Annotated in this window: 20 protein-coding genes; 3 read left to right on the plus strand and 17 right to left on the minus strand. The window is 47.3% G+C overall.

The window, feature by feature from the left end; genetic code table 11:
• The 8 genes from ACQKPA_RS06665 to ACQKPA_RS06700 form a co-directional block, all read right to left on the minus strand.
• Positions 1-1,047, minus strand: a complete 1,047-nt coding sequence (locus ACQKPA_RS06665; RefSeq protein ID WP_427490569.1) for a DUF1835 domain-containing protein — start codon at positions 1,045-1,047, stop codon at positions 1-3.
• A 37-nt stretch (positions 1,048-1,084) separates the two neighbouring features.
• The gene (locus ACQKPA_RS06670) at positions 1,085-1,570 is read right to left on the minus strand and encodes an RrF2 family transcriptional regulator (RefSeq protein WP_427491688.1); all 486 of its coding nucleotides are present in this window, start codon (positions 1,568-1,570) and stop codon (positions 1,085-1,087) included.
• A gap of 208 nt (positions 1,571-1,778) precedes the next feature.
• Entirely contained in the window at positions 1,779-2,933 is a 1,155-nt protein-coding gene (locus ACQKPA_RS06675) for an AI-2E family transporter (RefSeq protein ID WP_427490571.1), read from the minus strand.
• Positions 2,934-3,173: 240 nt separating this feature from the next.
• Positions 3,174-5,390 carry an AAA family ATPase gene (locus tag ACQKPA_RS06680; RefSeq protein WP_427490573.1) on the minus strand — a complete coding sequence of 739 codons (2,217 nt, stop codon included), beginning with the start codon at positions 5,388-5,390 and terminating at the stop codon, positions 3,174-3,176.
• A gap of 73 nt (positions 5,391-5,463) precedes the next feature.
• Entirely contained in the window at positions 5,464-5,949 is a 486-nt protein-coding gene (locus ACQKPA_RS06685) for a DUF6530 family protein (protein ID WP_427490575.1), read from the minus strand.
• 318 nt (positions 5,950-6,267) lie between these two features.
• Positions 6,268-7,557, minus strand: a complete 1,290-nt coding sequence (locus ACQKPA_RS06690; RefSeq protein ID WP_427490577.1) for a class II aldolase/adducin family protein — start codon at positions 7,555-7,557, stop codon at positions 6,268-6,270.
• 114 nt (positions 7,558-7,671) lie between these two features.
• Positions 7,672-10,860 (minus strand): FtsX-like permease family protein, encoded by a 3,189-nt coding sequence (locus ACQKPA_RS06695; protein WP_427490579.1) that lies wholly within the window; start codon positions 10,858-10,860, stop codon positions 7,672-7,674.
• Positions 10,847-11,614 (minus strand): ABC transporter ATP-binding protein, encoded by a 768-nt coding sequence (locus ACQKPA_RS06700; RefSeq protein ID WP_427490581.1) that lies wholly within the window; start codon positions 11,612-11,614, stop codon positions 10,847-10,849. The genes ACQKPA_RS06695 and ACQKPA_RS06700 overlap by 14 nt, the downstream gene beginning before the upstream one ends.
• A 241-nt stretch (positions 11,615-11,855) precedes the next feature.
• Between ACQKPA_RS06700 and ACQKPA_RS06705 the strand changes: the two genes are divergently transcribed.
• A complete protein-coding gene (locus ACQKPA_RS06705) occupies positions 11,856-12,527 on the plus strand; it encodes a response regulator transcription factor (protein ID WP_427490583.1) in 672 nt (223 codons plus the stop codon).
• Positions 12,524-13,549 (plus strand): sensor histidine kinase, encoded by a 1,026-nt coding sequence (locus ACQKPA_RS06710; protein ID WP_427490585.1) that lies wholly within the window; start codon positions 12,524-12,526, stop codon positions 13,547-13,549. The genes ACQKPA_RS06705 and ACQKPA_RS06710 overlap by 4 nt, the downstream gene beginning before the upstream one ends.
• A gap of 125 nt (positions 13,550-13,674) precedes the next feature.
• On the opposite strand, the gene bahA is transcribed toward ACQKPA_RS06710, so the two are convergent.
• The 4 genes from bahA to ACQKPA_RS06730 all read right to left on the minus strand — a co-directional run bounded on the left by bahA (position 13,675) and on the right by ACQKPA_RS06730 (position 18,605).
• On the minus strand, positions 13,675-15,939 hold the full coding sequence (gene bahA / locus ACQKPA_RS06715; RefSeq protein ID WP_427490587.1) for a bacitracin amidohydrolase BahA: 2,265 nt from the start codon (positions 15,937-15,939) through the stop codon (positions 13,675-13,677).
• Positions 15,940-16,036: 97 nt separating this feature from the next.
• The gene (locus ACQKPA_RS06720) at positions 16,037-17,188 is read right to left on the minus strand and encodes a HAMP domain-containing sensor histidine kinase (protein WP_427490589.1); all 1,152 of its coding nucleotides are present in this window, start codon (positions 17,186-17,188) and stop codon (positions 16,037-16,039) included.
• Positions 17,185-17,898, minus strand: coding sequence for a response regulator transcription factor (locus ACQKPA_RS06725; protein WP_427490591.1), 714 nt, complete (start codon positions 17,896-17,898; stop codon positions 17,185-17,187). The genes ACQKPA_RS06720 and ACQKPA_RS06725 overlap by 4 nt, the downstream gene beginning before the upstream one ends.
• A 134-nt stretch (positions 17,899-18,032) precedes the next feature.
• Complete coding sequence (locus ACQKPA_RS06730; RefSeq protein ID WP_427490593.1) at positions 18,033-18,605, minus strand: TetR/AcrR family transcriptional regulator; 573 nt, start codon at positions 18,603-18,605, stop codon at positions 18,033-18,035.
• A 241-nt stretch (positions 18,606-18,846) separates the two neighbouring features.
• Here ACQKPA_RS06730 and ACQKPA_RS06735 point away from each other — a divergent pair, with 241 nt between their 5' ends.
• The gene (locus tag ACQKPA_RS06735; RefSeq protein WP_427490595.1) at positions 18,847-19,791 is read left to right on the plus strand and encodes a ketopantoate reductase family protein; all 945 of its coding nucleotides are present in this window, start codon (positions 18,847-18,849) and stop codon (positions 19,789-19,791) included.
• Between the two features lie 156 nt (positions 19,792-19,947).
• Here ACQKPA_RS06735 and cntE read toward each other — a convergent pair whose 3' ends face one another.
• The 5 genes from cntE to opp1B are packed head-to-tail and all read right to left on the minus strand — an operon-like array spanning position 19,948 to position 24,550.
• On the minus strand, positions 19,948-21,162 hold the full coding sequence (gene cntE, locus ACQKPA_RS06740) for a staphylopine family metallophore export MFS transporter CntE (protein WP_427490597.1): 1,215 nt from the start codon (positions 21,160-21,162) through the stop codon (positions 19,948-19,950).
• A gap of 30 nt (positions 21,163-21,192) precedes the next feature.
• The gene (locus ACQKPA_RS06745; RefSeq protein ID WP_427490599.1) at positions 21,193-21,939 is read right to left on the minus strand and encodes an ABC transporter ATP-binding protein; all 747 of its coding nucleotides are present in this window, start codon (positions 21,937-21,939) and stop codon (positions 21,193-21,195) included.
• Between the two features lies 1 nt (position 21,940).
• On the minus strand, positions 21,941-22,750 hold the full coding sequence (gene cntD, locus ACQKPA_RS06750) for a staphylopine uptake ABC transporter ATP-binding protein CntD (protein WP_427490601.1): 810 nt from the start codon (positions 22,748-22,750) through the stop codon (positions 21,941-21,943).
• Entirely contained in the window at positions 22,737-23,618 is an 882-nt protein-coding gene (gene cntC, locus ACQKPA_RS06755; RefSeq protein ID WP_427490603.1) for a staphylopine uptake ABC transporter permease subunit CntC, read from the minus strand. Before cntC ends, cntD begins: the two co-directional genes overlap by 14 nt.
• Entirely contained in the window at positions 23,618-24,550 is a 933-nt protein-coding gene (gene opp1B / locus ACQKPA_RS06760) for a nickel/cobalt ABC transporter permease (RefSeq protein ID WP_427490605.1), read from the minus strand. The genes cntC and opp1B overlap by 1 nt, the downstream gene beginning before the upstream one ends.
• Positions 24,551-24,569: the final 19 nt, after the last annotated feature.

The following is a 24,569-nucleotide window of genomic DNA, read 5'->3' on the forward strand; positions in this document are numbered from 1 at the left end:
TTAAACATGCGATACTCCTAGCAAGAATTGATAAGGAAAGCCCGGTTGACCCTTGAACGTCAGAACATCATCACTGACTAAACACCAGATTCTGTACATAATGAAGGAATAACTTATACGTTGCTGTGAGATTTCCAATAATTTTGTCACGACTTCTCCAACGTTAACCAAAACATCAGGATGGTGTTTATCTAGCAGCTCCATGACCGATTTAACAATAACCTCGTCCAGTTTATCCTCTTGGCAGCCCATCACTTTTCCCTCTTCCCAGAGTCGAAGCACATCATCCTGCCTTGCCAACTCCATCCATTCTGATGCATATCGCTTCCTTAGATCAGAATTCAGAGGGATCCCCTCACCATAATTTCTAACAATATCGATGTATTTGTCTCGTTCGAACAATGCCTGCGATATTGGAGCATTACCCTGCCCCATATCTGTGAGTATTTGTGTCACATTGACCATATGGACAGGACTCTTCCGCTCCCTCAGCAGATACATTGCAAATCGTAGTCCCGTTTGATCATGGGCGTTATCCCCGCACCATATCACAACTTTTTTGTTCTCCGGTATATTCTTTAGCGTATCTATCATACGCTCGATTTGGTGTTCCTTGTTTATACTGTCTGAATAATATGAATCCCTGTCATGTTCCATCAACCACATTCGCCTTCGGAGCTGCCCTTCCTTTGTACTCAATTCCGTGATGGGGCCGACTGAAAACCAATCATTAAATGCGACCACCCGAGATTCCTCCCGTTTACCAAGTTGACTGAGCGCAACTTTTAATGAGCCGGCTTCAGAGAGACTGATCACAATATGGACGTGAGTTTGAAGTTCCTCTTCTTGCAGTCGCTGGTTGTTAACGGTATCTATGTGCTTTTCCATCAGATTATACAATCTCTGACCGAACACTCTGTCTTCATGCTCACTATTCGTGGAATCGTGCACAGCTGTATTCAGGAGCTGTCGAAGCAAGAGCCAATGTTCTCTTTCTCCAAACGCGCTTAATTTCTCAAAGAGTTTATCGATTACGATCCCTCCCAAACTTTCGGCTTATCCATATCAAAAAACAAGAAGTTTATCACTTCTTGTTTTCAGCACAGCTGCCACGCTTCGATGCCGCGTCCAATACCGACTGGATCGTTTGCTCCTCCAAGTATTGATACAATTGCCGTTCGGCGCCGTCCATCACCTGTTTAACCAGGCATACACACTCACGGGGATTATCCTCGTGCATCTTGGCAGCCTTCTCTTCGGCTAGCAAGCGATGCTGCTGCGAGTTCAGATTGGAGCATTCAAACAACTGCTGTCTTCCTTCAATTACCTGTATCACTTCAAGGAATGTAATCTGCTCGGCCTGCTTGGCCAGCTCGTAGCCTCCGTTCACTCCCGGTACAGCCCGCACGATACCATCCTGCCTCAGCTTGGACATGATTTTGGATAAGTAGCTTTCCGAAACACCCAGCGTCGCAGATAACTCCTTGATTCCGATGTTCTGCTCACGCTCCGAATGAGCCAAGTGGATTAATGCGTGCAGAGCATAATCAACGCTTTTGGAAAACTGTATAACGGTTACCTCCCTTAATTTTGAATTATATAGACCTATGATATCCATTATATAAATTCGAACTCGTTTTTGCAATGAATCCACGCGCTTCTTCAGGGTGAAGCATGGCTAAACTTACCTACTGGTTCCTAGAGAAGATTTCTGAAAAAAAAGCCGCCAAAATGGCGGCTTCTAGAGCAAATCATATGGATTGACACAAGCCAAAAGACTATTTCGGCGAGTTGCTATTCCGAGGATCATATAATCCCGACGTATCCTTGAACCATTCGAAAATATGCGATACACAGACCTTAAGGACTGCATAGCCGGGAACGGCTAACAAAATGCCAACCACACCGAACAGATTGCCGGCCGTGAGTATGACAAAGATAATCGTAATGGGGTGAATCTTGAGCGTTTTACCCATGATTTGAGGTGAGATGAACTTCCCTTCTATTAATTGCACGATCGTCCATACCGCTACCATCTTCAGCAGCATCACCGGAGAAGTAACCAGAGCCACAATGAGCGCAGGCGTAATCGCAATTGCGGGTCCCAGATAAGGCACCACGCTGGTGAACGATGCAATAATCGCCAGAATTAACGCGTAATCCAAACCGATGATCATGTAACCGATATACAGCAGAATACCAATACAGAAGCTCACAATAATCTGCCCGCGGATAAACGAGCTGATCTGATGATTGATATCCTGAAGCACATGCAAAATTCCGGAACGACTCTTCGTCGGCAGGAAAGACAATATTTTCAGAGGGAGCTTCTTGCCGTCTTTCAGCATATAAAACAGTACAAAAGGTACCGTCACGATCGACAACACAACCTCTGTAAATGCACCCAGAAACCCGCCAACTCTGCTCCACGTGTGGTTTAGAAGTTCCGTTGCCTTCTGCGTGACGGTGGTCCACCATTCCTGGGAGTTAATATTCATGGTTTCTTGAATCTGGTTATACAACTCGCTGCCCGTTAGATCTTCAAACTGCTGTCTAACCTTTTCGCTATATGTCGGAAAGTTATCAATCAGCCCCATAATCTGGTTGCGCAGCACCGGAATGACCGCGAGCACCACAATCGTTAGAATACCGGCTATAACCAGATAGAGGATCAGGATGGACCATCCACGCTTGATTTTCCATTTCTCCATCACATCCACCAGAGGATTCAGCAAATAATAGAGTATTCCTGATAAAATGATCGGCAAAACGATCGTCTTGATTAACACGGCGAGCGGATGCAATACAAAAGAAATTTTGCTTAGGACCAATACATTGAGTCCAACCAGCAACAGAACAAACAAAAGAAGCACAAATTTATTGTTCAGAAAAAAGCGCTTGAACCGATCCGGCCAAATACGGGGTTGCTCCATACATGTCCTCCCTTACTTATGTATACATATTCAAGTTGTAAAGCTGAGCATCGATTCACGACAACGAATAAACCGACAAAACGACGCGCTCTTCATTCTTTTAACTATAATGTTTGAACGGGGCACATGTCCAGTTTACCCAGAACGAACGGGGAGATATGTTCAAGTATTCACAGACATCAGTAGTAAACAAGCCCGCATGTCACAATGACACGCAGGCTGAAGCTGTTCAGTATGATGTTACAAGTATCGAGAAATGATCAGCACCAGCTTGGCTGGGAGCTCATTCAGGTTGGTCATATCCAAAAACCTCTCTGCGCCATAGATCTGACTAATGACATCCTTGTCTTGACCGATGGCTGCCGCCAAAAATTTGACTCCTTTTCTTTCATATTCGGATAGCGTCTGCTGCATGTCCTGAATGGCCAGACTTCCGGTATAGTCTTCCATGGCTTTAGGCTGCCCGTCGCTGATGCTGATCAACAGCTTGGTTTGCTTCGGTGAAGCTGCTAACCGTTCCGCCATAATTCTTAAAGCCATACCATCCCGATTATTACTTCTGGCCCGGATTCCCATCAGTCTGAACCGGTCGCGGACATCCGGTTGATCGTAATCGGCATAAGCGAAGATGGACATCTGCTCCAAACGGGAAACATCCGCAGTATCCCCATAAATTAAAACAGGTATATGGCAAAGTTGGCAGAATTCATAGACCGCGATAACCGCCCGCTTAGCCGCCTCCAGTCTTCCGAAAGCAGCCATCGATGCGGATTCATCCACCCTCAAACCGACTACAAGACCAGGGGATTCTGTCGGAGGACGTTTCTTGGCAAAATACCTGAAATCGCGATAGGCCACGCTGTCAGCCTGAAATTTAGAACCATAGTAATGGTTTTTGGCATATTCCGCGGTTATCTCATGCTCCAAGAGCGGCAGCGTCTTTCTGGCGATTTCCCGCACGATAGGCATAAGGCGATTACTCAGACTCGAATATTCCTCCTGCTGATTCGGGTCGTACTCAGGTCGGTGAACGATCAGCTTAACAGCCTGATGAATCGAGTCGGATACGATGGTTCTGGAAACTTGATTCAGTTTTTTGCGGAAGTCCCGCTCCCTCTGCTTCTCCTCATCCGACATGGGTTCGGGATTAGCCTGATGATATTGCGGTGATCCGTCCTCCCCCGAATCCGTACTCTCCGTATCCGCTGAGTCATTCGCGAGTATGGATGTGCTGTCTTCGCTTTCAGCGGACTTTTTTAACTGGAGCCCTTCTTCCTCAGCTTGCCCATCAGGAATGGAATCCAGTTCCATATCGCTCTCCCATGTCGCGATCTCCACTGCCTCTGCATTTCGTTTATTCATTTCAACCGGGACTTCCTCCAGCATATCCAATAAACCTTCGCCTTTCAGCGCTTCTTCCAGCAGTTTGATCTCTTCCGAATCGGTTGTTATCTTGTAAATCACCTTATGATAAAGGGATTCCTTTGCACAAGCACCTTGAGCAACGGCATCCGCCCAATAGAAATAAGAACGCATGCCAGCCACGCCTTTAATGGCATTAGCCCGGGCCGTTTTATCCAAAAGGATGATAACTCTTGCCAGCATGTCCAGCATTTCATCGTTCCGATAACCGGTTTTGGCGATTGCCCGCTCCATCATAACCTCTTTGGTCGGCAGGTCCATCTTCTCCGTATGCTGCACTCGATCACGCAATGCCTCGTTAAGCGGCCTGGATCCGGCGTAACTACGGTTTGCCGTGATCACTGCTATGAAATCCGGATGCCGCTGAACGATCTCCGTTGGGAGATTAAGACTGCCGCCCGGCTCCAATGCGGAATTCAATGCCATTAATACGCCTGCATCCCGAATCACATTCGGTTCCTGGATTTCCAGCAGATAGCCTTTTTGAAAAGCTCGGACGATCTCGGAAGCGTAAAATCGATACTCTACAGCTCCATCCTGAGCGATATTCGCGGCTAGCTTCAATAATTGCTTCATCTTGGCGGAAGCCATCTCTTGTGTAATCTCCAGCGCCTCCATTAAAATCTCCGTCGAGCTTCGAAAGCCATCGCTTTCGTATAATGCTTTCAAGGCCGCTTGGTCGGCAGGTTCCAACTGCTTCAATCGATCAGATGAAATAACCGGTAAAATGGCTCCGAGGATATCCGATTTATCCATATCGGCAAAACAAGTTACTTTGGTATAGGGTAACCTGAAGTTGGCGGACAACGCCTTGGCGAGCTGCGTTTTTCCGGAGCCGGCATCCCCTTCCAATAGAATCGTGGCGATTTTCATCTCGCCGCGATGCCAATTACGCTTGATTTCATTCGTGATTCGCCGTTCTTCCTCGCTTGCTTTATGCGTTAATGGTTTTTTCCAGACAAGACTTATTTCTTCCTCGGTCAATACTCTCCCAGGAGACAGCACGTTAGATTCATTGTCATTCTGGTCTTTCATGACCGCTCACCTCCAAACTCTCGTTAACTCTGAACGCGGGAAAAGTCTCGTAACTTCCCGTTCGGCAGCTTTATTATCGTGCATAACCCAATTCTTCTAACATTCTCGTCAAAGTGCGCAGACGTTCTCCAATCATCTCACCGTTATCGCTCAATGCCTCGTTGAACAGCTTGATATCATCCTGAATCTGTTCATGATCCGTGCAAACCGCAACCGTCATGGCGTTCCCCTGTAATCCGATCCGGTCGATCACCGGATTTTGTGGGTCATATAAATGTTCAAATCTATACGCTTCGCTAAAATGTGTCAGGGCACTGCAAATGAGAATGGATAAATCTAAAATTCGATGAAGGGGTAACTCATCCGATGGACCGGTCCCTTGTTCCTCAGCGGCTCTCCATACTTTGGCGGCTATATGCGCCTTACCATCCCCGTTCTGCTCGATCAATCCCAAAGATAGAGCTCTTACATCTGTCTTATATGCGAATCGTCCATCCACTTTCCCATAGTTATCTGAAATAATCACGGGTTTATGATTTGTAGAAGCAGGTATTTTCATTGTGTCTCCTCTTTTCTAAGAATTAAATCGTTATCACAACTGCACTCATAGCCGCCTATTCAATATAGTTTGAGTACATCAAATTTAATTGTATAAATAAACATAAATATAAATAGTCTATTTATATAATAGACAATATTAATATTGTTGTAAACAACGGTTTGAAAAACACACATATCGAATCGTTTCCGAGAATGGGCCGGATTCCCCAAAAAACGGTGAAGGCCGATGTCGATATGTCTAAACCGGAACAAACGAAAGGCTGCCGCACTATTCCCGCGGCAGCCTTGGTTCAGCTGAAGATATTCCATTCTTTTACTACTCCAGATTAAATGCTGATTCGAGCTCGCGAATCCGATCGTCATCGATGTGTATGACATTCCCAAGCGTTCTAGCCGACAGAATGGACTTGGCGCTGTACTCTGCAACTTCCAATCGATCAAAAGCATTGAGCAGGCTCTGTCCCGCAACGATGACGCAATTATTGTTCACGATGGCGATCGGCGTATCGGGTCTAAACAGCGAAGCGGTACGCTCGGGCTCATTGTAAACCGCATTGAAGGGAAGCTTGGGCATTCCGCGAAGCAAGATGTAACTCTCCGGAATCGTTCTTGAATCGAATACGGTATCCGTTACGGCAAATGCCATGATGTTAGGCGGGTGCGCGATAATCACCGAATCGACATGCGGCTGCATTTTGTAGATCGCTTCGTGGAGAAAGACGGATTTGCTTGGCTGTTTGCCGGCCTCGGCTTTTCCGTTCTCTATACGGACGAGGTCACCCGGCTCCAGATGGTTGCGGTCTTTGCCGTAGGGTGTAATGACAAAATCATGACCAAATAAACGATGGGAAAAAGTGCCCTGCGTGCTTGTAAACAGACCTTGTTTATACGCACGCCGCATGAGTGCGCACATGTCCCGGCGAATTTCTTTTTCTTCCGACGTGCAGGTGTCGCGGATATACGTATCCAGCTGCAGCGTGCTTTTGTTGCGGACGATGTCGTAATCCTCATCAGTCAACAGGACGGGATTTCCGATTCGCCGCGCCTCGATTTCCAGCCTCGCACAGAAGTCCAGGGTTTCAAACCGGTTAAACGCTTGCGGAAGATCCCCGGCTCCGACCACAACGCCATGGTTCTCCAGCATGACCGTGTCGATCCCGCTCTTGAAGACAGCCGCAATGTTCTCCCCGAGCTGCTCGCTTCCAGGCAGGGCGTAAGGTGCAATCCCGATCTCGCCGCAGATCTGTCGTTCGTTCGGAAGCAGCCTGGTATCGGGAATGCGCCGGACAATGCTGAACGAAACCAACGCTGGCGGATGGGCATGAATGATCGCTTTCAAATCCGGACGGGCTTGATAGATAAGCCTGTGGAAGGGAAATTCGCTGGATGGTTTGTGAATTCCCAGGGTCGTACCATCCTCCTTCACGCATACCATATCTCCCCGTGTAAGGGAACCCTTGTCCACCCCGGCGGGGGTTATCCAAATATCTCCCTTCTCGTCCCTGATAGACAGATTACCCCCGGACGTGGTCGTCATACCATGGTTATAAATACGATTGATAAATTGAAGGAGCAGATCTGCCGGATGCAAAAACTCCTGATTCATTCTTACCACCGCCTTATCCGAATGTTTTTGTTTGATTTTGTTTGTTTTTATTATACTGTTTTTTTCTATTGATAAGCGATCAAGATTGTGACAAATCCGAGGAAGGAAATGTCTTTACTTTATAAAATCAACCATTGGATAGTCTGCGGACGGAGAGGTCAGCAGCGGGTGTGGAACACCCTTTAAATGAAAATCGAAAAAGGCAGCGACATAATCTCGATGGGCAGCGATTGTCTGTTTCGGGTCGGCAGTTCCGATAGATTGCTGGACTACTCGCGGCGAAAGGCTCAGCTTATCTTGAAGCTGTGGAAGCAGCGTCTGATAATCTGTAAACGTATAATGTGCTCCCTCGGGAATGCTTAGATCGAGTTTCCATCCGGTCGAATGCTGCCAGAACATTTGACGGTCCATCGCGGTTAGATGGGAATCAACCTCGCCCTCCTTATTGTAGCCTGAATTCATGAGCATGAAGGGGCGATCCAATCCGTGCTGCGCCACCGGGAGCGGGTTATCGGGCATGTGCCCCATCGTTCCGTCCATGTCGATGCCAGCGTCAAAGCGATCATCCTCGTACATCACCTGAGCAGCAGTAGCCCCGCCGGCGGAATGTCCGAATATTCCGATCTTAGACAGGTCCCATGTTTGTTGAAGTCCAGCGGGCAATGGTTGATCCCCTGGATGACGGCCCTCCTTGACGAGTTCGAGTTGGTCCAAAACATATTGGATATCATCCACTCTTACCTCCAGCATCTTCAGTACCGTTTCTGCACTGAAAGGCGGTAATGACTCCGTTGCCACACGTCCATCGGGAAATTGGACCGCAGAGGCTTCATACGTATGATCGACTGTAACGACCACATAACCTCTGCTGGCCAAGTCTTCGACTACAGCCGTCCCGAAGTTTCTTGGAACTGACCCGCCAGGTGAGTAGATGAGGAGCGGCCACCCATCGTCGTTGTTCGCCGGCGTTGCATCTAACCAAGCGTGAGTGCCGATACCGGAGAGATCGACCCGACCGGGATCCAATCCGATCGTGGGGATTGCGTTTTCATCGTAATACTTTGCTGCTTCGGGCTGCATGTACACAGCCTTCTGCTCGCTTTTTCCCGTGGCGGGGTACCATACGCTGATCATGAGCTCCCTGTCTCTGTCCTGTTTCCATGGGTCCACCCTGTTGTCATCCTTGAAATGCATTTCCATCGTTCCCACAGAATATTCTCCAGTAGGTTCCGGCAGCTGTAATTGGATTTTCTCTGCCTGGCCCCTCTCATCCTGCGTTGCAGGGGTTTCCGTGCCGAAGAAGATAGCAATCAGAACCAGAAGACAGACCATGATTGCAACAGCTGCAATTCTAACCACGGGGGCAGACTTTCCATTGACGATCCTGCTGATGGAGTTGACCGTGAGCACATAATAAACCGTGTAGATCAGGAAAAACACAGCGACACAGATCAGGATGGGCAGCATGAGACTGGCGCCTGCCATATTGCTGAATAACCTTGTCAACAATTGCAGGATGACCATGTAGTGGGCGAGCCCGATCGCGAGCGGCAAGGCAAAAATGAAAGCGTTCTGCCTAATGATTGCGATACTGATTTCTTTCCCGCTTACACCTATTTTTTTTAGTATGTCGTACCGTGGTTTGTCTGCTGTTGCCTCTGTCAGCTGCTTGAAATAGATCATACTACCTGTTGCCATGACAAAAACGAGCCCAAGAAATCCTAAAATAAAAACATTAAAAGCAGATTCTTCGATTCCAAGCCGATATTCGGAATAATATGAAGACAAATTCGATTCCGGTGTCTTCAAATTCGCCAGCGCATCAGCTGTATGTTTCGTTGTCTTCTGATCCTGCACGACATACCCGACATAGCGGATTGGTGAGACTTGCGTCTCGATTTTGTCGTAAATGGCGTCATTTACAACGATCATCACATCCGGATAACTCCAATTGATGATTCGTTCTACGGTCATCCCCGCAAAGGCAAGGGTTATCTGTTGATCAGGCAAGTCGATGTCGACCGTTTCGCCTTCATAATCGGACCATTCATAATCCGTATACATGGGCCGGATCGCAATAGCTTCATCCTGTTCGATCGGATCCATTTCGGGGAAACGCAGTACCTTTGCCACCTGGTTGTATTGATCGATCGAGACCACTTTGAGCGGGGTTTCGTCTCCTTCGATCATTCTCTCCGGAAGGAGCTCTGGATTGGAAGCCTCCCCTTTTGTCTCCAGCACCGGAATCGTCATTTGCGCGATAATCGGATGCGCTTCATCCCCGCGTATGATATCATCTACATTTTTATTGAAGGCGTTGTCCTGGGCAATATACATGTAGCTAAATGGCGCGGTAAGCTTCGATGTTTTGTCAAACGTAAAGTATGCGCCTAAACCGACGCTGAAGGCGCACAACGCCGCAGCGGATAATAGGGAAATGACGCTTAACAAACGAGCGTTTCCTTTAATCCGGTACACCAAATTAGAGGTGATGACCAAATTCATGCCTTTATAATAACTTCGTTTTCTCTTCTTGGCGCTTCTCAGCAAAACAATCACCAGCGAGGAGAAGAGCAGAAGCGTTCCAGCGATAATACCAACGGTCATCACGCTCAGATTGACAAGAATTTCTTCGGTGACGGAAAAATCGCGGAAGGCGAATCCATATCCCGCAGTCAAAAAGAGAACTGCACCCACTGCCGATAGAAACGACGCTTTCGGCTCCTGCTCCCCTTCTTGCTCCGCGCGAAACAATTCGATGAGTTTAAAGCTGTAAATCAATCGATAGCCTTGGATCGATGTCGCCAATATAATCGCCATGAACACGATGAGCGTATGAATCAGAGCTCGAAGAGAGAAAGCCATGCCTACCTGTACCGGCGTCCCCAGCAGCTTGATTAAGATCATAGCGAACAGCTTGGACAACAATGTGCCAATCAAGATTCCTATGATTAAAACCGTTACCCCAATGATCAGGTTTTCATAAAACAGCATTTTTCCGATCTTTTTTTTGGGTAGACCAAGTAACGCGTACAAGCCTACTTCCTTTTTACGCTGCCTGGAGAAAAAACGGTTGGAATACATAATAAAGACGGTAACAAATACGATCAAAATGATGGATGCTATCATAAATACGGATCGCATGCTCTGCGATGATTCGATTGAACTCGCAATTTCTTGGCTGTACTGCAAAGAAAGAAAAGTATAATAGATAATGACACTGAACAGGATGGAGATGAAATAGATCGTGTAGTTTTTGAAGTTCCCTTTCATGTTCTTTTTCACGATGTCAAACAAGGTCACTTGCATTCCCTCCCAGAACGGTCAATACATCCAATATTTTTTTGAAAAAGTGTTTGCGGGATGCATCTCCTCTAGACAGTTCGGTGAAAATGCGACCATCCTTAATAAATAGCACCCGCGTGCAGTAGCTTGCCGCAAACGTGTCATGAGTGACCATCAAAATCGTTGCCCGATCATATTCATTCAGGTCTTTCAGGCTTTCCAGCAGTGCTGTCGCCGATTTCGAATCTAGAGCGCCGGTCGGCTCATCGGCCAGCAGCAGGCTGGGGCCGGAAATCATGGCGCGTGAAGCCGCAGTCCGCTGTTTTTGCCCTCCTGAAATCTGATACGGGTATTTGTCCAGAATCGGGGTGATACCGAATTTGTCTGCGATCTCCTCCACTCTATGCTCCAGTTCTGTGACATTCATTTTAGCCAGCGCCAAGGGCAGCAAGATGTTCTCCTTCACCGTTAAAGTGTCCAGCAAATTGTAATCTTGAAAAATAAATCCCAGTTTATCCCGGCGAAAAGCGGATAATTGTTCCTCATCCATCTTCAGTACATCTACTCCGTCAATCACAACGTCTCCAGAGGTAGGCTGATCAATTGTCGCAAGCACATGGAGCAAAGTCGACTTCCCTGCGCCGGACGGTCCCATGATCCCCACGAACTCACCCTCCTGCACGGTCAAATCGATATCATCCAAGGCCGTATAGACATTTCCTTTCACGCCATAAACCTTTCTAACCTGAGCCGCGTTCACTACCATTTTCATGTTGATCTTTCCTTCCTGGTTATCGATATAGAAACAATGTCAGCACGATTTCGAAATCATGTATTACTTATACTGATCTTAATACAGGTCACCCTTACTTTAACTTACAACTTCCCGCTCTACCTTACATTCCTGTCACATTAGACGAAAGGAAGCAGCCCCGGAAACTTGCTTGTCTGCCGCGGGAAGATCGTATACAATGTGTTTAATTTGCCGCTAGTAACGCCCGGGAGGATCGTTTATGAAAATCATGATCGTAGAGGATGACCCGACCATTCGCGGGATGATCCAGTTAGCATTGACCAAATGGAGCCTGGAAACGGTCAGCGTCGATAACTTTGACCAGGTCGCACAAAGCTTTATTCATGACCAGCCTCATCTTGTGATCATGGATATCAACCTGCCTTCGTATGATGGATTTTACTGGTGCCAGAAGATAAGAGAAATTTCCAATGTACCGGTGATCTTTCTTTCTTCCCGCGATTCGCCCATGGATGTTGTTATGTCGGTGAATATGGGCGGGGACGATTATATTCAGAAGCCGTTCCATATGGATGTGTTGACCGCTAAAGTTAATGCGCTGCTGCGCCGAACCTATTCCTATACGGACATTCATTCCAATGTGTTCGAGCATGAGGGGGTCGTGTTCCTTCCGGACAAGGGAATACTCACTTATGAAACCGAACAAGCGGAGCTTACCAAAACAGAGGTCAGTATACTGAAAATCCTCATGCAGCAGAAGGGAAAGGTTGTTGACCGCAAGAAAATCATGCGTCATCTTTGGCAGGATGAAAGCTTCGTGGACGAAAACACATTAACCGTTAACATCGTTCGCTTGCGCAAAAAACTGGCCGGCATCGGCAAGGAAAACTGGATAGTAACCAAGAAAGGGCAAGGTTATATGATCCCATGAGTTTCTTTCAATACATAAAGGACAAACGTTATTTTTTGATGTTGTACGCGGTTATGATGGGCTTTATTTCAATGATCATGGCTGTATCCGTAAACCCGGGTCACGAGTCAGGCAACTTGCTGTATATTCATATCGTTTGCTTTGCCTTGGTCGCAGCTTACTTGCTGATTGGCTATTATTATCGAAGATCCTACTACCGCGAGCTTCAGCAACTGATCCATCTTGACCGGGAAGATTGGCCTGTCGTTGCCCCTGAACCACAAAATTCGCAGCAGCGGCTGTATCTCGAGCTTTTCACCAAATTGCATCGTCAACATGAACGTAACCTTCGGAAACTGAATGAAGAGAAGCTAGATCATCAGGAATTTATCTTGTCCTGGATACATGAGGTGAAACTTCCGATAGCGGCAAGTCGTCTGTTAATGGAAAATAGCACCGGGGAAACAGCAGATTCCCTGGCCGATAAGCTTGAGGATGAACTGGATAAAATAGAAAATTACGTGGAGCAGGCACTATACTATTCTCGAATCGATTCTTTTTCCAAGGATTATTTCATCACGGAAGAACCGTTAGACGCGACCATTAAAACCTGTGCGAAAAAATTCGCCAAAACGTTTATCAATAAACAGATTCGGTTCCATATGGAGGACATTCAACAAACCGTCCATACCGATCGCAAATGGCTCGGGTTTATCCTTGATCAAATCGTTGCAAATGCGTTGAAGTATACGGACGAAGGCGGGAACATCACATTCACGGTCGAAGAAGACCGTAAAGAAAAACGGTTGAACATTGTCGATACGGGGATCGGGATCCAGCCGGAGGACCTTCATCGAGTCTTTGAGAAAGGATTTACCGGTTCCATCGGAAGAAGCCATGCCAAATCGACCGGCATGGGCCTTTACCTCGCAAAGCAATTAGTGCATAAGCTGGGCCATCATTTATCCATCCAATCGGAGGCCGGAGCCTATACCAAGGTCACGATCCATTTTCCTAAAACGGATACGTATCACAGCTTATAAGCGATAACGGTCTGAGCCCGCCACTCAACCTAAATCAAAGGAAGCCGCCAGTATGGCGGCTTCTTCAGCGTATAGAGTTCTTGTCGACTGGCAGTCATCAAAGTCATCCTATCAGAACATACATGTTATGATCGAATGCCAACATCACTAAGCAGAATGCTTCCCCGCTTGGTTAGATTAAACTCGATGCGAATCTTGCTCAACTGCTGCGGGTTGAAGTCCGGATTCATTTTGTGATAATCGTCTAACGGGAAGTCATAGCTTTGAAATACGGGTTCTGAAGTATTGCCTGCATTCGAGAACGGCCATTTGAGAAGTTTACCTTCAATAACAGGCGGCAACTTGGATATGTGGCTGAGGGGAAGACTTGCCTGATGGCCCTTCCTATCTTCAACCGTAATCGTAAAATTGATAAGCTCTTTCGGGTCGCCGCTTTCTTCTGTTTTGCGTGCATCTGCCAGCGAAAATACGATCGAGCTATCCCTCCCTGTTCCCACCCGGTTATCCGGCAAAGTAACCGTATAGGACGCAGGCTCGGACGAACCGTCCGAATTCCAGCCTAAGCGAACCGCGCTGTAATCCGCTTCGCCTATTTTTGCCTTAACCTTTTCTTCCTTCCATTGCTGCAGGTTCTCGCCCATCAGGCTGCCGCCGGGAAGTGTGGTGCTCTGCAGATCGATGTCTTCATGAAAATCGGCGATCAAGGTCGTCTGCGAATCGTAATAATTGCCCACATACAGATTGTCGGGAATCCATTCCTTGGCGTAACCCAAATCCTTGAACACCTCCCGATATTGCCGTTGGTCCTTCAGCGTGGCATCCAGGAACGAAGATATGAACACTTTTGCGATGGTTTCCTGCTCATCCCGTGCCATAATTTGACGTAGGTTAAACAGTTGGTTCCCCAACCCTGCCCCATCCCCTCTGCCCCAGCCTCCGTTAAACTGGCCGTGGTTGGCTCCATAAATATAGACCAGCGATTTCATGTAGTTTGTGCCCTTAGTATAACGAATCCGGTGATATTGCTTCGCACCGTCCAGGCTGTTGACATCCATATCATGAGCTCCATGCAAAGACAGATAATTTACGTCTTGCAGTGGCAGAGGTTTGCCTTGGGGCTTATATTGCCCGTCCGTTCCCGCAATGGAAATGAGCGAGCGGATCGAAAAGTTATAATCAAACTTGATATCCCCATGGTCCGGATGACGGCCAAGCTTGTTATACGCTGCCGCGATCGCGACCGCTTCGCCGCCTCGGGAATGACCGATGAGGGCGATTCGTTCCATATTGACCTTTTGGTAAAACGGGTTGTCCGGATCGCTGTTCCAGCCCTTCCAGGTTTGCAAATGCTCCAGCAGCAGCAGACCCCTTGCAGGGTTTTCACTTAGCAGCGGGCTGATCAGGAATAGATCCTCATATGGGGAGAAATTGAGGAAATTTTCATCCACGGAGACAAATATATACCCTTTGCTCGCGAGCAGCCTGCCGAGATATTCATAACCCGGATCGGAATAATCATTCATTAAATGATTACCATGTACAATCAATACAAGCGGAAAGGTGCCCTCCCCTTCGGGATACCACACTCTTCCGTTTAACGGCATGGCCTCGGGTCCGAATCCAAGCGACTTCGTGCGCAAAGACGACCATTTCTCAACAAACCTGGACGCATCCACCGTTTGGGTGGTTAGGGAACCGCTTTGATTAAATTCTGTCCGATAGTTGTCAGGACTTCCGTAAAACAGGCTTTGGACGGGATACTCACCTTGTTCGGCCGGGTTATTCATCGCTGTGTTTTCATATCGGGTTGAGCTTCTCAACTGTTTCAATGTGATGTCCGGAGCGGCATCATCTCCGGCCCGAATCAGCCAGAAGCTGCCCGCGCCGATCGCGATGGTGATCAAGGACAAACAGGCCATCGCGCTGATTTTCCTGGTTTTAGACACTTGCTTGTAGCTTCCCGCTGCAAATTTATAAGCCAATGCACCAAATAAAGATAAAACAATGGCCAAAGAGACGATGAAGACTGCCGATACGCCCGGCTGCACAATAAAACAGAACAAAAACATGATCAGGGAATACAGCAACATCCAAATATAACGGCTTGGTAGTTTCTTGACCCCGTGCAGCAACATTGATGCTAGGCCGCTTATAAGGGCTGCCGCAAAGAGAAACAGGAATGTGCCTATGCTGAATTTCGCGATACCATGCCCCATCAATAAATAGTTGGCCTGTATCAGAATTAGAATAAAGCCGGTGGCGCCGAGCCCAAGCGACGCACCCTTCCATCCAGGGGATAACGGCCCCCGACGCTTCCGGTTTGCTAGGATTCTTCGAAAAAACGTAACGCCTTTTTCTTTTTCTTTTTCTTTCTCTTTGTGTATTTCCAATCTCTCCAGTCCTCCTGTATCCCTTAAATTTGTTGGTTCTACTTCTGAGGTTACCGGATAACTCTTTCGCTCCACTTTCCTAAATCTTTCAGTAATCTTACAATTCGTTAGGAAGAAAAAGAATGAATTTCGTGTGCCTGTTCGTGATCAGCCTGATGTTACCCCCATGTTTTTCTACCACTTGTTTGGCAATGGCAAGACCCAGACCCGTCCCCCCATCGCTTTTTCGGGCCTGGTCTCCGCGGACAAAGGCATCGAAGACCTTTTCCTTCAACACATCCGGGATTCCGATGCCATCGTCTGTAATGTGAATTTCGACTCCTCTTCCCGTTGCTGCCAATTTCAGTTCAACAGCTGTACCGGGCGGATTGTATTGAATAGCGTTTGACAGGATATTAGAAACCGCCCGATATAACCAGGTCGCGTTGAATGGTACGATGATTACACTATCAGGAATATCGTAAAGGAAATGAAACTTCTGTTCTTCGAACACCTCGTAATACTCGGCTGCAATTTCCCTTGTGAATTCTGTAATGTCGGATGCCTCAACGGCAAATGGATAGTCGGGACTGTCCAGCTTGGACAGCTCGAAGATACCGTCGATCAGCTCCGACATCAGACTGGCTTTGTCGGAAATCAAACGCAGGATTCTTTGCCTTCTCTCTTCCGAATCAACGAGCCCCACTTCCATCGCTTCAATATAGCCCTGAATGGTGGTCATCGGTGTCTTTAGGTCATGGGAAATATCGATCAGCATTCGCTGCTTGCTCTCCGCAAGCTCTAGCTTTTCCCTCTCCATCCGTTCAAGCCGCTCCGCCATATCATTGAAATCGTCCTGAATTTGCGCAAGTTCATAGCTCGCTCGAAAATGTAATCTTTCATGGTAATGTCCGCGTGCAATGTTGCGGATACCATCCGCAATCGATCGGAGCGGGGTCGTGAGCCGGGAAGCCGTCCATCTTCCGAAGACATATACGGTAATTGCAAACAAAGCGAGGAACAGCAGCAGAGTTTTCAGTGCCATTCCATAAAATACCTTCTCATGCTGATCGCCGTCCATGCCTGGCACGGCAGTTGGACTGCCTGTGACTCCAGCCTCCGTCTTGATCGGTCCGGTAGCGTCCATAAAATAATCCATGATCAACGCATTTAATACAAATAGCGAAAACGCGGCAATAAGCGCAATTGTAACAAAGAAAAAAATATATTGGCGAATCAGCGAACGCTGCAGGCGATTAGGCGAATTCATGACTGTAACTCATCTTTCTTCGCAAACCGGTAACCGAGTCCTCGAATGGTTTTGATATAGACAGGCTTCCTGGGACAAGCCTCGATTTTGTCGCGAAGCCTGCTGATTTGGACCATGACGGCATTATCGTCAGCCAAATATAGTTCATCCCAGGCATGCTCAAAAATTTGCTTCTTCGTAAATACGTGTCCCGGCTCCCCCATGAACAGCTTCAATAATTTGTACTCGATCGCACTCAGCGAAATCGGCGTTCCCTTGATGTATAACATGCATTCCCGGTGATCCAGCTGCAAGTCCCCGACACAGGTTTCGGATACCGCTGGAGCTTCCAACGGCTCATTAAACTCACAGGAGCGTCTTAACTGGGCCTGAATTCTTGCCATCACTTCGAGCGGGCTGAACGGTTTGGACACATAATCGTCTGCCCCCAGCTTGAGACCGGTTATTTTATCAAGTTCCTGATTTTTGGCCGAAATGAGTATAACCGGGATTTTATAATCCTGCCGCATCATGCGGAGCAGCTGGAATCCGTCGATGAACGGCATCATGATATCGAAGAGTGCGAGATCCACGTGCTTGCTTCGCAGATGCTCAAGGGCAGCTTTCCCGTCGAAAGCTTCCAGCGTCTTATATCCCTCTACGTCCAGATAAAGTTTAAGCATGTCAATGATATCCGGATCATCATCGACTACAAGTATGGTTTTAGGCATAAAAGCATCCTCCTCCAAGTAATATATGGTTCTCCTTGGGGGGCGAATTTCTTTTTTTGGGTGGTTTCGTCAGCATCGCGGTATGTAAATAACCTCCCGCTTGGATCATCGGAGGTCATATTTTATGATCGATTTTAACGGCGTCCAACGAAACCATATAAGAGAAGCTGGATAAGTTCCGCCATCTTATTTTTATAATTCTCGGCTCTGGCCCAGGAAGCTTGGAGCGTCCCGACGACACTTAATAGTTCCAATAGGGTCTCCAGCGAAACAGAGGAATGAATCGCCCCTTCCTTCTTCCCCAGCTCAATAAATTCCTGAATAAGCGCAATTCTAATTTGATTCGTGTTTTCACTATATAAGCTCGCTAGCACCTGATCCTCAACGGCACCCGGTGTACCAAGCAATTGATAGTCTTGATCTGCACAGATCTCCAATATCCGAGATATCTTGTCTTTGAAGTCGATATTTTGATGCAAAAGCTCCTCAGCCATTTGGATCGTATTTTGCATCAGAACATTCGCACATTCCTTGACTACCCCTTCTTTACTGCCGAAGTAGTTATACAGCGATACCGACGATACGCCGGATTCTTCGGCAATGTCCTTAATGCTAACATGGATGAAGCCTTTTTCTTTAAAAAGCTTTAATGCCGCATGAATGATCGCATTCTTCTTTTGCTGCGTTCTGATTTCGAATTTATTCATCAATCTTCACTCACTTCCCGTGTTGATCACTACAAGTAGTTTAACATAACGCGAATAGTTTTTAAATTTCACAGTAAATATTTAAAAACTTATTGACATCCTGGTTGATGTCCATATAGAATCAAGCTGTGATTTTTAAATTTTGAAACGAATATTTAAAAACTTTGTTAAAGAGACAAGGGATGCGCTTGAGCAAACATGGTTTGATCCAATCGTTTAACCCAAAATGGAGGGACCCACGATGAGAATATTAGTTTACGGCGCAGGGGTTCTGGGCAGTTATTTAGCCCACGAGCTGGTGCGTGGAGGGCACAACGTCACGATACTGGCGAGAGGACGACGAGCAGAGGAGTTGGAGAAGAACGGCAATGTCATTCGGCATTATTTTCAGTTTCAAACCACGGTTAATCATGTAAGGGTCATCCGAGAACTACAGCCGGACGATGTTTATGACCTTATTTTTGTTGTAATGAAATATCCCGATTTCGAGGCTGTGCTGCCTGCCCTTGCGGCGAATCACAGCTGCCATATCGTTATAATGGGCAACAATGCAAGCCCTGGGGAAATGGAGAAGTATTTGCAAACCCATAGTCCGGTAGCGAAACAGGTTGCGTTCGCTTTTCAGACGATTGCCGGCTGGAGAGAGAATGGCCGGATCATTAGCGTGCGCGGTCCAAGAACCAACATAACGATCGGTGGTTTAGGAGAGGATCTGTCATGGCGCACACTGATCGATGAAGCCTTGGTTAACACCAAATATAAATGGACTTACATTACAAATATGGATGAGTGGCTGAAAAGTCATTTTGTTATCATCTTGCCTTTGAATTCCATAGCTTCTTCATATAACGGTAATTTGCGCAGAGCCGCAAAAGACAAGAAGCTTCTTAATCTGGTTATCCATGCGGTAGATGAGGGGCATCAAGTATTGGAGAAAAACGGCTATACGGTTACGCCTGCCGGTCAGAAGCAATTCGCCCGCAACAAAAGAAAGCTGTTCTACATCCTCCTGAAGCTGATGCTGTCAAGCCCAATTGGCAGAATCCTGTTAAGTGATAAGGCTGTGTCGGCAAACGAGATGACCGCTTTACAGCAAGCTTTTGATCATTTGAAGATACGCGCAAACATAGCTACGCCTCATTGGGATGAGCTTCAACATTATTCCCCACCCATAGAGGGATCATAGAAGATGGCTTAGTCGATCTATCACTTAGCCAGATAAGAAACAATGTTCATTAAAAATCTCTGCTCAACCAACGAGCAGAGATGATATGAACCTTCCGACGGGCCTTGACTGACACTTCAAAAGCAGGCTGTCACCGCCTTGAACCTGGTTAAACGGCTACACATCCCCTTCACTCTCCTTGGCAAGGTTGTTGTTCGAGGCCACCAAGCTTCCTCTTCGCTCATACGCAACAATTACCATAGCCATGCTTAATACAGCGCATATCATATACATGACGGAGTATGAAAAATAATCAGCGATGGGCCCCATCACAACCCCGCCCATGGATACGCCAAGGTCAGCCATGGCAATAAACAGCCCGATTAACACATTGCGGTTGGATGAAGGTAATACAAAGGACAAATAAGTAGTTAACGTTGGGTATAGGAGCGCCTGCGTAATGCCCATGAGAATAGCGCCAGTATAAAGAAAAACCGCTCCCTGCTCTGAAGAAATGCTGATGCAAACTGCAGCGAGGGTTAGTAGAAGCATAGTACCCATGATAAAAAACGAATGCCATTTGCCATCCGAAGGAATTCTTTTTCTTAGAAGAAATCGTGAAGCAACAACGACCGCAGCCTGGAGCATCAAATAAATGCCGGCACTGCCGCTGCTTAGCTGCAATCCGTATAATGGCATAAACGTTGTTACAGCTCCAAATACGATCGATGCCGACAGCATTAACACGCTGCATTTGAACAGGAACGGATTTTTCACGATTTGTCCTAAGGAATGAAATACGCCCGAACGATTCGCAGATTGCCCGGATGGTCCCTCTTCTCTATGCATCTTGACGCTATATCCGAACAAACCGGTACAGATTGCGATGGCCACAAAAATGACGGTGAATGAATCCATCCCCCCGGTCTGCCAGAGGCCTAATGCCAGAACGGGGCCGATCACGCCGGGAATATAGGAAAACAATGAATAGAACGAGATTCCTTGCGAACGTTCCTTCTCGGGCAGTGCATCAATGATGCCGATCTGGAGTGCCATCGAAAAAAAAGCCGTTGATACCCCTTGCAGTATTCGAGCAATCAGATATCCTCCTAATCCCGTACATGTGTACAGAATTAAGGCAGCGCCATTAACCAAAAGGATCACTCGCAGCACCTTGACCGGACCGTGCTTTTGAATCAAATGTCCGGCCCAGGGCCGAAAGAACATCGTCGTAAACATGTAAGCTCCCATGACGAGACCGATGGTTGAGCTGCTGGCTCCCCAAGCGGCTCCTTGAAGCGGAATTAATACATTGAGTAAGGCATTCGCACTGAAATAAAGCAGCGCCAGCATATATAAACGCAAAAATGGCCAAGACATTGCTCCACTCACTATTTCTCTCCTCCTGCTAGCGACTGATCCTTAAAACGTAATCAAATGCTCCATTAATTTTTTGGCATAATCCGACTGGACGTGCTTTAATTGCTCAATTTGAACCGTTTCCTCGACCCTGCCGCTTTTGAAAATGAGAACCCTGTCGCATAGATAAGCAACAGCTTGTATATCATGCGTGATGAAGATGTAACTCATCTTATAAATGTCTTTAAGCTCCTTCAATAATCGAAGGACTTGTATCTGTACGGACACATCCAAAGAGCTGATCGCCTCGTCGAGTACGATGCACTTGGGTTCCGTGGCAATTGCCCTGGCAATGCAGACGCGCTGGGCCTCACCACCGGACAACTCATGAGCATATTTCGTTTTATAGGAAGCGTCCAATCCGACCTGATTCAGCAGCAGATCAATTTTGCCCCTAGTATCATCATTCAATGACCTCTGCGCCGTTAAGGGCTCCATGATCGCTTCTTCCACGGTAAAGAACGGGTTGATCGACGAAGTATAATCCTGAAATACGGCACTTATATTGCCAAATCGTACTTGGCGATTCATGACATGCTTTCCTTCCAATAAGACGTGTCCAAGGTCCGGTTTTTCAATTCCCAAGATCAATCGCCCCAGGGTTGATTTACCGCTTCCGCTTTCACCGATGATGCCGAGGCATTCTCCGCTTCCGCATTCAAAGCTTACATCCTCCAAAATGCGTTGCCTATTCCCCGAAAACAAGCCGCCTGCCCGGTAGGATTTATAGACGTTCTCGACTTTCAGCACGTTATGATCCCCCGTTCATGATCTTATTGAAATGACTGCTGAGCTCTAGGCGCGTAGAAACCAAGTATTGCGTGTAAGGATGCCGGGGTTCCGTAAATACCGATTCAATCCTTCCGCTTTCTACAATAACACCGCTTCTCATAACCAGGACTTCATCAGCGATCTTCTTCACGACACCCAAGTCATGCGAAACAAAGATCATGGAGCCTCCCATTCTTTCGCGAAGCTGGATGAATTGTTCCACGACCTCGTATTGCGAGATCGTATCCAGTGCGGTCGTCGGTTCGTCGGCGATTACGATATCGGGTTCCAGTACCAGCGTGAGCGCGATCATCAAACGCTGCAGCATGCCGCCTGATAGTTGGTGAGGATACTTATTCATGATCTCCATTGGATGGGGAAGCATAACGCTCTCCATGGCTTTTTTCATGTTGGCTTCAACCTCGCCCTTGCTCCAGCCGAAGTGCGCCTTCAACGTCTCCAAGAAATGAACGCCGACGACGCTGGACGGATCGAATGCCCCCATGCCGTTTTGCATGATCATGCCGATCTGCTTTCCCCTTTTTTTCCTCATGTCCTTTTCTGAAAGCTGATTCAAATGTTCTCCCTTGAAGATTATCTCCCCGGATTGGCGAATCCAGGGTTTATGCAGCCTTATGATCGATCTGCACGTCAGGGATTTTCCGCTTCCGCTTTCTCCCACAATCGCCAGGCAGGTTCCCGCCTTCAATTGAAAAGAGCTGTCATGGATAATCTCTTTTCCCTCGTTCGCATCCCATACCTTTAGATGATTAACCTCAAGCATATTCATAAGTCGGTTTCTCCACCTCTGCTGTTCGCGGCTGTTTACCGGAATTCATCCGTTTGGGATCCAGGGAGACCTGTAGCCCATCCGCCAGAAAATTAAAAGCCGATACGGCAATCACGATTGCCATGCCCGGTGCTAACATGAGCTCGGGGCGTGAGAACATCACCTCTCTCGCTTCATTCAGCATCATCCCCCATTCGGCGTTGGGAGCCTTGATACCCAGCCCTAAGAATGATAAGCCGGAGATCTGCAGAATCATGGAACACATCGAACCGCTTGCAATGACGGCGATATCCGAAAATGTCACGGGAACGATATGCTTCAGAATGATCCTTCGATTGCTGATGCCGGCTGCTTTTGAAAATTTCACATAATCCATTTCCGCGTACTGCAGGACCGACGTTCGGATAACGCGGGCAAACCACGCCCATTTCATCGCGACAAAGGCAATCAGGATGTTCTCAAGGCCTGCGCCCAGAATGCCAACAACCGCAAGCGTCATGACATAGCCGGGAAATGAAAGCATGATATCGCAAATTCGCATCAGGATTGCGTCTGTTTTCCCTCTGAAATAACCTGCGATGAAACCAACGATCCCTCCAACTCCTACCGACGCCATCAAAGCTGCCAGAACCCATAAAATACTGGGACGTATACCATAGATCAGCCGGGATAAGATGCATCGTCCCAGATGATCGTTACCGAACCAATGCGACCAGGAAGACCCGGCATAACGCAACTTCATATCGACTTGATTCGGATCGTGCGGCGCAAATACAGGGGCGAACAGGCCGAGGATTACGATTGCGGCAATGATGACCAGTGACAGGCTGGCCAGCTTGTCTCTGCTTAGACTTTTAAGTACGTTCATCAGAATTCCTTCCTTAGTTTCGGATTCAACGCAGCATTGATCATATCCGACAAGGTATTAAATAGTACGAAGGCTACAGCCAATATAAGAACATACGCCTGGATAACCGGAAAGTCCCTGCTCAGAATGGATTTCACACTCAGCCGCCCAAGTCCCGGCCATGCAAATACATTTTCGATAACGACGGTGCTGCCCAGAATAATGGGGATGGCCATGCAAAATATGGATACGGCAACTTGAAGCGAATTCCTCAGAATGCGCATGGTAATCTTCTTCTCGGGCAAACCGCAGGCTCTCCCGTATACAACATAGTCTTCATGTAATTGGTTCAGCATTGAGCTTCTTACGTTTCTGAAGTAAATGCCGACATAACTCACCGATATAACCGTCACGGGAAGGATATAGCTTCGATACGAATCCATACCGCTAGTCGGCAGCAAGTCCAGTCTGACGGAGAAATACCAGATCATGATCGAAGCCAGCCAATAGGAAGGCATCGCCGTCAGAAAGAAGGAAACGCCTCTCACCGATCGATCCCATATTCTTCCCTCGTTTAATGCACAGGCAACCCCCAAGATGATAGACATGAAGATAATGTTAATAGACGAAACCAGGGTCAGCTTTAAGGTATTGAGAAATGCCGGGCTGATCATAGACCAAACCGTCTGTCCCGTCACGTAGGATTCTCCAAAGTCCAATCGAAGGCAGGCCATCACCCAATCGGCATACTGTTTCAAGAATGGCTGATTCATTCCAAGCTCTTCACGCGTCTGGGCGATCAGCTCCTCCGTAATTTCCGGAACCTCCTGGGCGCGAAGCACCACTTCGGCAGGATCCATGGGGGACAGATTGATCAACAGAAAAGTCAAAAACGAAATAATCAGCAGAATCGGAACGGACAACAATAACCGTTTAACTACATAACTTCCCATAATGACTCCTTATCGAATA

This window comes from Paenibacillus sp. NPDC093718 (genome assembly GCF_050279985.1).
GTDB lineage: Bacteria > Bacillota > Bacilli > Paenibacillales > Paenibacillaceae > Paenibacillus_AQ.

Coding starts and splice junctions, on each gene's coding strand:
- ACQKPA_RS06710 (WP_427490585.1), top strand. CDS start 12,524: ATGAGTTTCTTTCAATACATAAAGGACAAACGTTATTTTTTGATGTTG.
- ACQKPA_RS06675 (WP_427490571.1), bottom strand. CDS start 2,933: ATGGAGCAACCCCGTATTTGGCCGGATCGGTTCAAGCGCTTTTTTCTG.
- ACQKPA_RS06720 (WP_427490589.1), bottom strand. CDS start 17,188: ATGAATTCGCCTAATCGCCTGCAGCGTTCGCTGATTCGCCAATATATT.
- ACQKPA_RS06685 (WP_427490575.1), bottom strand. CDS start 5,949: ATGAAAATACCTGCTTCTACAAATCATAAACCCGTGATTATTTCAGAT.
- ACQKPA_RS06680 (WP_427490573.1), bottom strand. CDS start 5,390: ATGAAAGACCAGAATGACAATGAATCTAACGTGCTGTCTCCTGGGAGA.
- cntC (WP_427490603.1), bottom strand. CDS start 23,618: ATGAACGTACTTAAAAGTCTAAGCAGAGACAAGCTGGCCAGCCTGTCA.
- cntD (WP_427490601.1), bottom strand. CDS start 22,750: ATGAATATGCTTGAGGTTAATCATCTAAAGGTATGGGATGCGAACGAG.
- ACQKPA_RS06735 (WP_427490595.1), top strand. CDS start 18,847: ATGAGAATATTAGTTTACGGCGCAGGGGTTCTGGGCAGTTATTTAGCC.
- ACQKPA_RS06690 (WP_427490577.1), bottom strand. CDS start 7,557: ATGAATCAGGAGTTTTTGCATCCGGCAGATCTGCTCCTTCAATTTATC.
- ACQKPA_RS06725 (WP_427490591.1), bottom strand. CDS start 17,898: ATGCCTAAAACCATACTTGTAGTCGATGATGATCCGGATATCATTGAC.
- ACQKPA_RS06730 (WP_427490593.1), bottom strand. CDS start 18,605: ATGAATAAATTCGAAATCAGAACGCAGCAAAAGAAGAATGCGATCATT.
- ACQKPA_RS06705 (WP_427490583.1), top strand. CDS start 11,856: ATGAAAATCATGATCGTAGAGGATGACCCGACCATTCGCGGGATGATC.
- opp1B (WP_427490605.1), bottom strand. CDS start 24,550: ATGGGAAGTTATGTAGTTAAACGGTTATTGTTGTCCGTTCCGATTCTG.
- ACQKPA_RS06700 (WP_427490581.1), bottom strand. CDS start 11,614: ATGAAAATGGTAGTGAACGCGGCTCAGGTTAGAAAGGTTTATGGCGTG.